This window comes from Pseudacidovorax intermedius (assembly GCF_001476815.1).
GTDB lineage: Bacteria > Pseudomonadota > Gammaproteobacteria > Burkholderiales > Burkholderiaceae_C > Xenophilus > Xenophilus intermedius_A.
Window position 1 is genome coordinate 77,077 of sequence record NZ_LDSL01000009.1, and the last position, 12,259, is coordinate 89,335.

Here is a 12,259-nt window from a genome sequence, read left to right on the forward strand (position 1 = left end):
GCGCATTCCTTTGCCGTGGCCAGGCGCATCAGTCGATGCGGATGCCCACCTTCTTGATGATGGCGCCCCACTTGGCGCTCTCGGCCGCGATGAAGCTGCGGAAGGCCTCCGGCGTGCCGCCGCCGACGACGAGGCCCTGCTTGGCGAAGGCGTCCTTCACCTCGGCTTCCTGCATGACGGCATTGGCGTCGGCATTGATGCGCCTGACGAGCGCATCGGGCGTGCCGGCCGCGGTGAACACGCCGTTCCAGGCCAGGGCCTCGAAGCCGGGGTAGCCGGCCTCGGCCACCGTGGGCAGCTCCTTCATGCCCTCCATGCGCTGGGCGCTGGTGACGGCCAGCAGCCGGATGCGCCCGCTGCCGACCAGCGGCAGCAGGGCCGGCTGCACGGCGAACAGCGCCTGCGTCTCGCCCGAGGCCAGCGAGATGCCGGCCGGCGGCGAGCCGTTGAAGGGCACGTGCACGGCCTCGAAGCCCGCCGCGCTGCGGAACAGCTCCATGGTCAGGTGCGAGGAGCTGCCCGCCCCCACCGAGCCATAGGGCACGCCGCCCGGCTGCTTGCGCGCCCAGGCGACGTACTCCTGCACGGTGCGCGCCGGATTGGCGGCGGGCACGGCCAGCACGTTGGGCTGCGACGAGGTCAGCACCACCGGCAGCAGGTCCTTCGCGGGGTCGTAGGCCATCTGCCGGTACATGAAGGGGGCGAAGGCGATGGGGCCGTTGAAGCCGATGCCCAGCGTGTAGCCATCGGCCGGCGCCTTGGCCACGGCCGACATGCCCAGCATGCCGCCCGCGCCGGGCTTGTTGTCCACCACCACGGGCTGGCCCCAGCGGCCGCTCAGCCGGTTGCCCAGCGTGCGGGCGATGAAGTCCAGGCTGCTGCCGGCCGGCGCCGGCACCACCAGCTTCACCGGGCGCGTGGGCCAGTCCTGCGCGGCGGCGCTCAGGGCCAGCAGGGGAAAGAGGGCAAGGGCGAGCAGGCGTTTCAAGAATGTCTCCGTCGGTGCCACCTCGAAGCGGGCGGCGATGGCGGGCATTCTGGAGAAGGCCAAGCGATACGTCCAGGACGGAATCGCTATGCTTGCCATATCCCACAGGTATGGAGACAAGCATGGCCGCCGAGCTGCGCCACCTGCGCTATTTCATCGCCGTGGCCGAAGCGGGCAGCCTGAGCCGCGCGGCCGAGAAGCTGTTCATTGCGCAGCCGCCGCTGTCGGTACAGATCCGCCAGCTGGAAGACCTGCTGGGCACCGCCCTGTTCGTGCGCCACGCCAAGGGCGTGCGCCTGACGGCCGCGGGCGAATGCCTGCTGCCGGAGGCGCGGCAGCTGGTCGAGCGGGCTGCGGGGCTCAAGGACTGGCTGGCCGGTGCGTCGCCGGTGGGACGGCTGTCGCTGGGCTTCGTGCCCTCCGCCGGCAGCACGGTGATGCCGCAGCTGCTGGCCGCGCTGCGCGCCGAGCATCCGCGCCTGCAGATCGCGCTGCGCGAGATGATCAGCAGCGAGCAGGTCGACGCCCTGGCGAGCGGCCAGATCGACCTGGGCATCGCGCGGGCCGCGGCCCGGCATCCGCGCATCGAGGCGGTCGCGCGCATTCCCGATCCCTTCTGCGTGGCGATGCCGGCGGCCGACGCGGCCGCGCTGGCCGCCGGCGCGCTGGACCTGCGGCGCTTTGCCGAGGCCGACTTCGTCGCCTTCACCCGCCACCGCGGCCCCGCCTATTTCGACCAGGCCATCCACCTGTGCGCGCGCGCCGGCTTCTCGCCGCGCATCCGCTACGAGGCGAGCACCGTGCACGGCGTGCTGGACCTGGTGGGCGCGGGCCTGGGCGTGGCATTGGTGCCGGCCAGCTGCGTGCTGCTGGCGGCCGCGCGGGTGGCGATCCGGCCGCTCAAGGGCAGCCAGAAGCAGGCTGTGCTGACCCTGCTGCGACGCAAGGCGCAGGGGCCGGTGCCGGGCGAGCGGGCCCTGGCGCGCACGCGTGCGGTGTTCGACGCGCTTCAGCGCCGCACGGTGGCACGCCTGGCGGGCTGAGGCGGCCTGGACGACCCCGCTGCGTCCGCGGGCCACTGCGGCAACCACTGCATCAGGTGCTCCGCGAAGCCCTGCGCGGCGGGCGACAGGGGACGGGAGGCGGGCTGGTAGAGACAGACCTTGCGCACCGTCTCGGGCCCCAGCACGCGGCGCATCACCAGGCCCAGCGGCAGTGCCATCACACCCACATAGGCCGGTGCCAGCGTGGCGGCCAGGCCCTGCGCGGCCAGGCCGAGCGCGGTGGAGATGTTGTCCACCACCTCCACCGGCTCGACCCGCTCGCCCTCGGGCGCATTGGCATGCATCTGCGCCACGCTGCGCTCGTGGTCGCGGCCGGCAGCCACCAGGGCGTGGCCCTGCAGATCGGCCCAGCGCAGCTGGCGGCGGCGCGCGAGCGGATGCGCGGGGGCGCACCAGAGCACCCAGCGGCTGTCGAAGAGCCCGTCGCGCCGCACGGCGTCGCCGGCCGGCCGGTCGGGGCCCACAGCCAGGTCCACGTCGCCGGCCTGGACGGCATCCACCAGCTGGTCGACCGGCAGGTCCTTCACCCGCACCACCACCCGCGGCCGCTGCGCCTGGTAGCCGCGGATGGCCGCCGGAATGGCCGTGCCGGCCAGCACCAGCGGCGCACCCACGCGCACCAGCCCGGCTGCGCGGTTGCGCACGTCGGCGGCGGCGCTGTCGGCAGCCTGCACATGCCGCAGCACCGTCTCGGCCGGGCCCAGGAAGTCCTGGCCCGCGCTGGACAGGGCCACGCGCCGCGTGGTCCGGTCGAAGAGCCGGAAGCCGAGCACGGCCTCGAGCTCCGCCACCAGCTGGCTGACGGCCTGGGCGGTGAGGCCCAGCCGGCCGGCGGCCGCGGCAAAACTGTGCTGCTCGGCCACGGCGGCGAATGCCTCGAGCTGGCGCAGGGTGTAGCGGACGAGGGGCATGGGCGGATTATCAAGCGCTGCTTGATGATGCCGCGGAATCGATTGCTGGTGCGCCGGCGTCGCGCGGCGCAGACTGCGGGCGCGCTGCGGGCAGGAACGACCACCGCAGCGCCCCCCGGAGACAACGCATGACCGACATCCCCCAGGACCACCGCGCCCTTGCGCAAGCGCTCATCGAGGCCGAGCGCACGCGCCGGCCCGTGGCCCACTTCAGCCAGCGCCTGCCCGGCATGACCATCGCCGACAGCTACGCCATCCAGCGCGAATGGACGGCCTTGAAGCTGGCCGCGGGCGACACCATCGTCGGCCGCAAGATCGGCCTGACCTCGCGCGCCATGCAGATCGCCTCGCAGATCACCGAGCCCGACTACGGCGTGCTGCTGCAGAGCATGGTGATCGACAACGGCAGCACGGTGGAGGCCGCGCGCTTCATCGTGCCGCGGCTGGAGGTGGAGTTCGCCTTCATCCTCGCCCGGCCGCTGCGCGGGCCCCGCACCACGCTGTTCGACGTGCTCAACGCCACCGCCTACGTCATTCCCGCGCTGGAGCTGATCGACGCGCGCATCGAGCAGTTCGACAGCGTGACGAAGGCGCCGCGCACCGTGCTCGACACCATTGCCGACAACGCGGCCAGCGCCGGCATCGTGATGGGCGGGCGGCCCATGCGCCCGGACCAGGTGGACTGGCGCTGGGCCGGCGCGCTGCTGTTCAAGAACGGCGTGATCGAGGAGTCGGGCCTGGGCGCCGCGGTGCTCAACCACCCGGCCAACGGCGTGGCCTGGCTGGCCAACAAGCTGGCCGCACACGGCGAAGGCCTGGAGGCCGGCCAGATCGTGCTGGGCGGCTCCTTCACCCGGCCGGTGCACTGCGCCGCCGGCGACACCTTCCACGCCGACTACGGGCCGCTGGGTGCCATCTCGCTCAAGTTCGCCTGACGCGCCAAGCACCACGCCGCCACCTCTTCCGGAAACCGATCCATGGCTTCTTCCCTGCTCGACATCGCGGGCGTCCCGGTGTCGCCCGACCATTACATCGACGGCCGCCGCGTGCCCTCGGCCACCACCTTCGCGCTCTTCAGCCCCATCGACCAGCAGCCGCTGGGCCGCATCGCCGAAGGCCTGGAGGACCACACCGAGGCCGCCATCGCGGCCGCGCAGCGCGCCTTCCCGGCCTGGAGCGCCCTGAGCGCCGCCGAGCGCCTGCCCTACCTGGAGCGCTTCGCCGAAGAGATCGGCCAACGTGCCGACGACTTCTGCCGCCTGGAGAGCACCGACGCCGGCGTGCTGCTCTCGCGCATGCGCCACGGCGTGGTGCCGCGCGCCATGCTCAACATCCGCTGGTTCGCGCAGCATGCGCTGGAACTGCAGAGCCGCCCCATCGACACCGAGCAGGCCCACCACATCGTGCGCCACGACCCGGCCGGCGTGGTGGTGATCATCACGCCGTGGAACGCGCCGCTGATGCTGTCCACCTGGAAGCTGGGCCCGGCCCTGGCCGCCGGCAACACCTGCGTGCTGAAGCCGCCGGAGTGGGCGCCGCTGACCTGCTCGCTGCTGGCCGACTGCGCCGATGCGGCCGGCCTGCCGCCAGGCGTCTTCAATGTGGTGCAGGGCACGGGCGCCAGCACCGGCGCGCGGCTGGTGGGCGATGCGCGCATCGCGCGCGTCTCCTTCACCGGCAGCGTGCCCACGGCCAAGTCCATTGCGCAGGCCGCGGGGGCCAACCTGGTGCCCTGCAGCCTGGAGCTGGGCGGCAAGAGCCCCTTCATCGTGCTGGAGGATGCCGACCTGGATGGCGCTGCCGCCACCGGCGCGCTGATGTACCGCAATGCCGGCCAGGTCTGCCTGGCGGGCACGCGCTTCCTGGTGCATGAAAAGGTGGCCGAGCGCTTCATCGCCACCATGCGCAGCCACGTTGAGAAGCTCAACGTGGGTGACCCGCGCGACGAGGCCACCGAAGTCGGCCCCATCATCCATCCACGCCAGGTGGCCCGCGTCGAGGGCTTCGTGCAGCGCGCCGTCGCGGCCGGCGCCGAGCTGCTGTGGGGCGGCGAGCGCCACGGCTTCGGCGCCCAGTACTTCCAGCCCACCATGCTCACGAAGGTGGCGCAGGACAGCGAGATCGTGCAGAACGAGGTCTTCGGCCCCGTGCTCACGCTGCAGACCTTCGCCAGCGACGAAGAGGCCGTCGCCCTGGCCAACGGCACCGACTACGGCCTGGGCGGCGTCTGCTACGGCGAGACCGGCCACGCGACCGAATTGGCGAAGCAGGTACGCACCGGCTTCATCTGGGTCAACAGCTTCGGCATCCGCGACCTGGCCGCGCCCTTCGGCGGCATCAAGCGCTCCGGCGTGGGCCGCGAAGGCGGCGACTGGAGCTTCGAATTCTTCTGCGACATCAAGGACGTCGTGGTCCCCAAAAAGCCGTTCAAGGCGAGCTTCAGCCACCGCTGAACGCAACCAAGGAGACATTCCCATGGGACAGATCGTTGGCTCGGCCATCGTGTCGCATCACCCCGGCCTCATGCAGTGCGAGGAGTTCCGCCGCCTGCAGGGTGCGGGCGAGGACTCGGACCTGATCGCCGGCTATGCCCGGCTGCGCGAGCGCATCGCGGCGGCGAAGCCGGACGTGATCATGATCTTCGACAGCCACTGGTTCACCACCGGCTACCACCTGGTGGACGGCGGCGCGCGCTACAGCGGCACCTACATCTCCGACGAGATGCCCTGGTACCTGCACGGTGTGCCCTTCGCCTACCGAGGACACCCGAAGCTGGCGCGGGCGCTGGAGACCGCCTCGCGGGCGCGCCAGGGCTATGTGCGCGTCATCGACCATCCCGACCTGGGCCGGCACTACGCCACGGTCAACCTGGTCAAGCACCTGCGGCTGGAGCTGGACGACATCCCGGTGGTGACGGTGAGTTCCTGCCAGAACTGTCGCTGGGAGCAGTTCCTCCAGTCCGGCGAGGACATCGGCGAAGGCATCCGCGCCAGCGGCCTGCGCGTGCTGCTGCTGGCCTCGGGCGCGCTCAGCCACAAGTTCAACGGCATCGACTGGAAGCCGAACCATCCGCGCATCTTCCACGAGAACAACGTCTCCTCGCCCGAGAACATCGAGAGCGACAAGGGCGCCATCGCATTGATGGCCGAAGGCCGGCACGACCTGATCCTTGAGCGCTGGGACGCCGAGTACCGCCGCAAGCCCTGGGAGGCCTTCGGCGCGCACTACCTGCAGATGCTGGGCGCCATGGGCGGCGCCGACTGCCGCGCCAAGGGCGAGGCCCTGTCCGCCTACGAGAACGCGCGCGGCACCGGAAACATCCACGTCTGGTTCCCGGCCTGAGCCCTCACACACAAGAATCGCCATGAACTTCGAATTCCCACTCCAGAGCCTGCCCGCCGTGATGCGGGGCCCCCGCGTCGAACGACGCCGCGTCCTCATCGGCGGCAGCGCCTTCTGGGGCACGATGGTGGAGAACGGCGCCGACGCCGGCCGCCTGCGCCTGGACGACGGCCGCCTGCTGGACGCCGACGCGCAGACCTACCTGCCGCCGGTCAACCCGAGCAAGATCATCGCGGTGCACATCTCCTACAGCTCGCGCAGCATGGAGACGCGCAACAAGCCCAAGCCCACCGAGACGCCCACCTACTTCACCAAGCCGCCGACCTCGCTCAACGGCCACAAGGGCCAGATCCTCAAGCCGGCGGACTGCCAGTACCTCAACTACGAAGGCGAGTACGCCGTCGTGATCGGCCGCACCTGCCGCAACGTCACGCCCGACGAAGCCTGGGACCACATCGAAGGCTTCTGCCCCGCGCTGGACATGGGCCTGCAGGACTTCCGCGACACCGACCAGGGCAGCATGCTGCGCGTCAAGGGCGCGGACACGCTGCTGCCCATCGGGCCCGGCATCGTGCGCGGCGTGGACCTGTTCGCGCAGACGCTGCGCACCTTCGTCGACGGCCGCGTGGTGCAGGAGGCGCACATCGGCGACGAGACCATCTGGGGCCCGCACTACGTGATCGCCGACATCGCGCGCCACATCACGCTGGTGCCCGGCGACGTGATCCTGATGGGCACGCCCTGCCACTCGCGCAGCATCGATGCGGGCCGGGTGGTGGCCTGCGAGATCACCGGCATCGGCCGCGTCGAAGGCACGGTCGTCGCCATCGACCCGCCACGCGCCTCGGCCCTGGGTGTCGGCCATGCGCCCACCGACAGCCCGGAGGTGCGCCGCGTGGCGCTGGGCTTCGACGAGCGGGTGCCGGCGCATCTCAAAGCCAACCTTCGGGCCGCGCACCGCGTATGAGGCGGGCGCGCGGCAGCGATGAACGGCGGCGCATGCCCTGTCGCAGGCCGGCAGCCGCCCCGCGGCCGCATGCCGCGGCGGTCGGGCTTCCTCAGCCGATGTGCGCCAGTGCCGCGCCCGCCGGCACGTAGGCCCCGGCCGCGGTCTTCAGCGACACGCGGCCCGCGCGGTGCGCGCAGACCTGCATCTCCATCTTCATGGCCTCCATCACGGCGATGAGCTGGCCCTCGGCCACGTCGTCGCCCTCCTCCACCTTCCAGGCCTGCAGCGTGCCGGCGATGGGGGCCGCGACCGCGGCCGGATCGTTCGCGGGCGTGTCGTCGGCCGCGGGCTGCGGCACCGCCGTGCCCGCGCCGCTGGCCAGGCCGCGCAGCAGCACCGCGGGCAACCCCAGGCTCACGCGGCGGCCGTCAATCTCGATGGCGGTGCGCTGCAACGCCTCGGTCGGCGCAGGCTCGGCGCGCGCCGCAGCAGCCAGGGGTTCCGCGAAGTCGGTCTCGATCCAGCGCGTGTGCACCTTGAAGCCCTCGCCGCCGGTGAAGTCCGGCTGCTGGAGCACCGCGCGGTGGAAGGGCAGCACCGTGGCCACGCCTTCGATGCGGAACTCGGCCAGCGCGCGGCGGGCCCGCGCCAGCGCCTGCTCGCGCGTGGCGCCGGTGACGATCAGCTTGGCCATCAGCGAGTCGAAGCTGCCGGGCACCACGGCGCCGCTGTAGACGCCCGCGTCCACCCGCACGCCGGGGCCGGCCGGCGGCTCGAAGGCCGTCACGGGTCCGGGGGCGGGCAGGAAGCCGCGGCCCACGTCCTCGGCGTTGATGCGGAACTCGATGGCATGGCCACGCGGCACCGGCGTCTCGCGCAGCGTCAGCGGCAGGCCGTCGGCCACGCGCAGTTGCTCGACCACCAGGTCCAGGCCGCAGGTCTCTTCCGTCACCGGATGCTCCACCTGCAGCCGCGTGTTCACCTCCAGGAAGGAGATGGCGCCGGTGTTGCTGAGCAGGAATTCGACCGTGCCCGCGCCCACGTAGCCGGCTTCGGCGCAGATGTCGCGCGCGGCCTCGTGGATGCGCGCGCGCTGGGCCTCGCTGATGAAGGGCGCGGGCGCTTCTTCCACCAGCTTCTGGTTGCGCCGCTGCAGCGAGCAGTCGCGCGTGCCCAGCACCACCACGTGGCCGTGCGTGTCGGCGATGACCTGGGCCTCGATGTGGCGCGGCCGGTCGAGGAACTGCTCGACGAAGCATTCGCCGCGGCCGAAGGCGGTGACGGCCTCGCGCACGGCCGACTCGTAGAGCTCGGCGACCTCGTCCAGGCGCCAGGCGATCTTCATGCCGCGGCCGCCGCCGCCGAAGGCGGCCTTGATGATGATCGGCAGGCCGTGGGTGCGGGCGAAGGCCTCGACCTCGCCGGCGTCCTTCACCGGATCGGCCGTGCCTTCGACCAGCGGCGCGCCGACCTTGAGTGCGATCTTGCGCGCCTCCACCTTGTCGCCCAGACGGGCGATGGCCGAGGGTGGCGGGCCGATCCAGGCCAGGCCGGCGTCGATCACCGCCTGGGCGAAGGCCGCGTTCTCGGACAGGAAACCATAGCCGGGGTGCACCGCATCGGCGCCGCTGCGGCGGGCGATGGCCAGCAGCTTGTCGATGTGCAGGTAGGTGTCGGCGGGCCGGTGGCCGTCCAGGCCGTAGGCCTCGTCGGCCACGCGCACATGCAGCGCGTCGAGGTCGGGGTCGGCGTAGACGGCGACGGACTGCACGCCATAGTCGGCGCAGGCGCGGGCGATGCGCACGGCAATCTCCCCGCGGTTGGCGATGAGCACTTTCTTCATGGGATCAGTCTCGGAATTCGATGGGCGTGAAGCCGGCGACGACGTGGAAGCGGATGCGCGTACCGACGGGGATCTGCCCCGCCAGGTCCAGGTGCCAGGGCGCGATGCAGCCGATGACGGGGTAGCCGCCGGTGAGCGGATGGTCGGCCAGGAAGAGCACCGGCTGCCCGCTGGCCGGCACCTGGATGGCGCCCAGCGCGGTGCCCTCGCTCGGCAGCTCGGCGGTGACGGCGCGGGTGAGCGGCTCGGCGCCCTGGATGCGCAGGCCGACGCGGTTGGACTGGGGCGTGACGGTCCATTCCTGCGCGGCCAGCAGCGCCATGGCCTCGGGCGTGAACCAGTCGGTGCGCGGGCCCAGCTGGATGTCGAGCGTGACGCATTCGCCGGACCGGGGCAGCGCCGTGCTGTGCAGCTCGGCGTCGCCCACGGCCTTCAGGCCGGCGGCGCTGCGCACCGGCAGCAGGTCGCCGGCCGCCAGCGGCGGCGGCCCCACCTGCGCCAGCGTGTCGAAGGCCAGGCTGCCCAGCACCGGTGCGCGGTCGATGCCGCCGCGCAGCGCGACGTAGCTGCGCACGCCGGCTTCGGGCTCGCCCAGATGCAGGCGGTCGCCATCGCCCAGCGCCACGGGGGCCTGGCGGGGCACGGCCCAGCGGCGGCCGTCGGGGGCGACGAGCGTGAGGGGGCCTGCCGCGCCGGTGACGGCCACGACCGTGTCGCCCCGGCTCTGCAGCACGACGCCGCCCTGCGCCACTTCGATGCAGGCGGCGTCGGCGGCATTGCCCACCAGCCGGTTGGCGCCGCGCAGCGCCCTGCGGTCCATGGCGCCGGACGCCGACACGCCCTGGCCGGCCTGGCCCGGCCGGCCCAGGTCCTGAAGCAAAGCCTGCAGGCCGGGCTGGACGACGGTCAGTGCTGCGCGCGGCGGCCCGCCGGCATCCTCGCCGGACATGGAGGAGCTGGGCCGCGCGTCGCGTTGCAGCGCCCCGCTGCCCTCCACCGGCCGCGCGCCGGCATCCACGAAACGCACCCGCTGGCCGGGCTGCAGCAACGCGGGCGGGTCGCGGTCCAGGTCCCACATGGGCACCGGCGTCTGGCCCAGGATCTGCCAGCCGCCCGGGCTGGCCTTGGGATAGACGCCGCTGAAGCCGCCCGCGACCGCCACGGCGCCCGGGGGGATGCGCGTGCGCGGCGAGCTGCGCCGCGGTACGCGCTGCAGCAGTTCGTCGCCACCGCTCAGGTAGGCGAAGCCGGGCGCGAAGCCGGTGAAGGCCACGAACCAGTCGCTGCCGGTGTGGCGGCGCACCACGTCGTCGGGCGTGATGCCGAGCAGGCCGGCCACTTCGGCCAGGTCTTCGCCGTCGTAGTGCACGGGCAGCTCGACCACCGCGCCGGCCTGGGCCTCGCGGCGCGCGCGCGGGCGGGCAGCGAGCTCGGCGGCCAGGGCCTCGCGGCTCAGGCGGTGCGGTTCGAACTCGAGCAGCAGCGTGCGGGCGCCAGGCACGATCTCGCCCACGCCGGCGATGGGGCTGGCCTGCAGCGAGGCGAGCAGGCCCAGCGTCTGGGCCAGGTCGTCCAGTTCCACCAGCACCGACCGGGCCGAGGCAGGCAACACGCGAAGGCTCACGCCGCGACTCCTTCTTCGGCATCCATGAAGCTGCGCACGCCCACGCCGTCGGCCGTCAGCCGTTCGCGCAGCGCGCGCGCCATGGCCACCGCGCCGGGGCTGTCGCCATGCACGCAGATGGACTCGGCGTCGATCCGCACGGTGCTGCCGTCGTTGGCGGTGACGGTGCCCTCGCGCACCAGTTGCGCCATGCGCGTGGCCACGGCCGCCGGGTCGTGCAGCACGGCGCCGGGCTGGCTGCGCGGCACCAGGCTGCCGTCGGCCCGGTAGCCGCGGTCGGCGAAGGCCTCGGCCACGGTGCGCAGGCCGGCGGCGCGGGCCCAGGCCGTGAGCGGCGAGCCGGCCAGCACCACCAGCGCGAGCGATGGATCGATGGCGCAAATGGCGGCGATCACGTCCTGCGCCTGCCGCTCGTCGTGCGCGATGACGTTGTAGAGCGCACCGTGCGGCTTGACGTAGCGCACCCGCGTGCCGGCCGCGGCGGCCAGGCCCTGCAGCGCGCCGATCTGGTAGATGACGGCAGCGCGCAGGTCGCTGCTGGCCATGTCCATGTGGCGGCGGCCGAAGCCCGCCAGGTCCGGATAGGCCACGTGCGCACCGACCGTGACGCCGCGCTCGGCCGCGCCGCGCAGCGTGGCCAGGATGCCGGCCGGATCGCCGGCATGGAAGCCGCAGGCCACGTTGGCGCTGCTGACCACGTCGAGCATGGCCGTGTCGTCGCCCATGCGCCAGGCGCCGAAGCTCTCGCCCAGGTCGCTGTTGAGATCGATGTCCATCGCCGTGTCCCGCTCAGAAGGCGGCCAGCTCGCTGTTGCGCACGTCGGCCACCAGCATGTGGCCGGGCTTGTGCGTGAAGGCCAGCGGCGGGCGCGCGACGCGGATGGCCTGCTGGGGCGTCACGCCGCAGGCCCAGAAGACCGGCACCTCACCGTCGCGGATCACCGAGGGCGCGCCGTAATCGGGGCGCGACAGGTCGGCAATGCCGATGGCGGCCGGGTCGCCGAAATGCACCGGCGCGCCGTGCACCGCCGGAAAGCGGGACGTGACCTGGATGGCCCGGATGGCCTGGGCCGGCGTCATCGGCCGCATGCTCACCACCATGTTGCCGCCGAAGCGGCCGGCCTGGCCGTTGGGCAGGCTGGTGTTGTACATGGGCACGGTGTGGTCGTCGTCGATGTGGCGCACCGGCACGCGGGCGTCGAGCAGCGCCGCCTCGAAGGACAGCGAGCAGCCGAGCACGAAGCCCACCATGTCGTCCTGCCAGAGCGCGCCCAGGTCGTCCACCTCGCCCACCTTCTCGCCGTCGCGGAAGACGCAGTAGCCGGGCACGTCGTAGCGCAGGTCGATGTCGGCGCCGAGTTCGGGCACGCGCGGGTCGCCGGGCTCGGTCATGCCGATCACCGGGCAGGGCTTGGGATTGAGGCGGCAGAAGCGCAGGAACTCGTCGGCATAGGCACGCGGCAGGATGGCCAGGTTGCCCTGGGCGTAGCCGGGCGCCTGGCCGGCGGTGTGGCCGCGGAAGTCCTTGCGGCGGATGG

11 protein-coding genes are annotated in these 12,259 nt (G+C 72.6%); 5 read left to right on the forward strand and 6 right to left on the reverse strand.

Translation table 11 applies throughout. The features are described 5' to 3' along the window. Positions 1-28: 28 nt before the first annotated feature. Positions 29-988 (reverse strand): Bug family tripartite tricarboxylate transporter substrate binding protein, encoded by a 960-nt coding sequence (locus NS331_RS01315; protein WP_058640234.1) that lies wholly within the window; start codon positions 986-988, stop codon positions 29-31. 122 nt (positions 989-1,110) lie between these two features. Here NS331_RS01315 and NS331_RS01320 point away from each other — a divergent pair, with 122 nt between their 5' ends. Continuing rightward, on the forward strand, positions 1,111-2,031 hold the full coding sequence (locus NS331_RS01320) for a LysR family transcriptional regulator (RefSeq protein ID WP_058640217.1): 921 nt from the start codon (positions 1,111-1,113) through the stop codon (positions 2,029-2,031). Here NS331_RS01320 and NS331_RS01325 read toward each other — a convergent pair. Next, entirely contained in the window at positions 1,998-2,963 is a 966-nt protein-coding gene (locus NS331_RS01325) for a LysR family transcriptional regulator (protein WP_058640218.1), read from the reverse strand. The genes NS331_RS01320 and NS331_RS01325 overlap by 34 nt on opposite strands. 128 nt (positions 2,964-3,091) lie before the next feature. Here NS331_RS01325 and hpaH point away from each other — a divergent pair, with 128 nt between their 5' ends. The 4 genes from hpaH to NS331_RS01345 are packed head-to-tail and all read left to right on the forward strand — an operon-like array spanning position 3,092 to position 7,272. Further along, positions 3,092-3,898 (forward strand): 2-oxo-hept-4-ene-1,7-dioate hydratase, encoded by an 807-nt coding sequence (gene hpaH / locus NS331_RS01330; RefSeq protein ID WP_058640219.1) that lies wholly within the window; start codon positions 3,092-3,094, stop codon positions 3,896-3,898. Between the two features lie 42 nt (positions 3,899-3,940). After that, positions 3,941-5,416, forward strand: a complete 1,476-nt coding sequence (locus NS331_RS01335) for an aldehyde dehydrogenase family protein (protein ID WP_058640220.1) — start codon at positions 3,941-3,943, stop codon at positions 5,414-5,416. A gap of 22 nt (positions 5,417-5,438) precedes the next feature. After that, positions 5,439-6,305 carry a DODA-type extradiol aromatic ring-opening family dioxygenase gene (locus NS331_RS01340; RefSeq protein WP_058640221.1) on the forward strand — a complete coding sequence of 289 codons (867 nt, stop codon included), beginning with the start codon at positions 5,439-5,441 and terminating at the stop codon, positions 6,303-6,305. A gap of 22 nt (positions 6,306-6,327) precedes the next feature. Further along, positions 6,328-7,272 carry a fumarylacetoacetate hydrolase family protein gene (locus NS331_RS01345; RefSeq protein WP_058640222.1) on the forward strand — a complete coding sequence of 315 codons (945 nt, stop codon included), beginning with the start codon at positions 6,328-6,330 and terminating at the stop codon, positions 7,270-7,272. Between the two features lie 91 nt (positions 7,273-7,363). Here the strand turns inward: NS331_RS01345 and NS331_RS01350 are convergent, their stop codons facing one another. Genes NS331_RS01350 through NS331_RS01365 form a run of 4 tightly spaced genes read right to left on the reverse strand, consistent with a single transcriptional unit; the run spans position 7,364 to position 12,257 of the window. After that, on the reverse strand, positions 7,364-9,097 hold the full coding sequence (locus NS331_RS01350) for an acetyl/propionyl/methylcrotonyl-CoA carboxylase subunit alpha (protein WP_058640223.1): 1,734 nt from the start codon (positions 9,095-9,097) through the stop codon (positions 7,364-7,366). 4 nt (positions 9,098-9,101) lie between these two features. Next, a complete protein-coding gene (locus NS331_RS01355; protein ID WP_058640224.1) occupies positions 9,102-10,721 on the reverse strand; it encodes a 5-oxoprolinase subunit B/C family protein in 1,620 nt (539 codons plus the stop codon). Beyond that, positions 10,718-11,497, reverse strand: a complete 780-nt coding sequence (locus NS331_RS01360; RefSeq protein ID WP_058640225.1) for a LamB/YcsF family protein — start codon at positions 11,495-11,497, stop codon at positions 10,718-10,720. The genes NS331_RS01355 and NS331_RS01360 overlap by 4 nt, the downstream gene beginning before the upstream one ends. Positions 11,498-11,510: 13 nt before the next feature. Next, a complete protein-coding gene (locus NS331_RS01365; RefSeq protein WP_058640226.1) occupies positions 11,511-12,257 on the reverse strand; it encodes a putative hydro-lyase in 747 nt (248 codons plus the stop codon). Between the last annotated feature and the right edge of the window lie 2 nt (positions 12,258-12,259).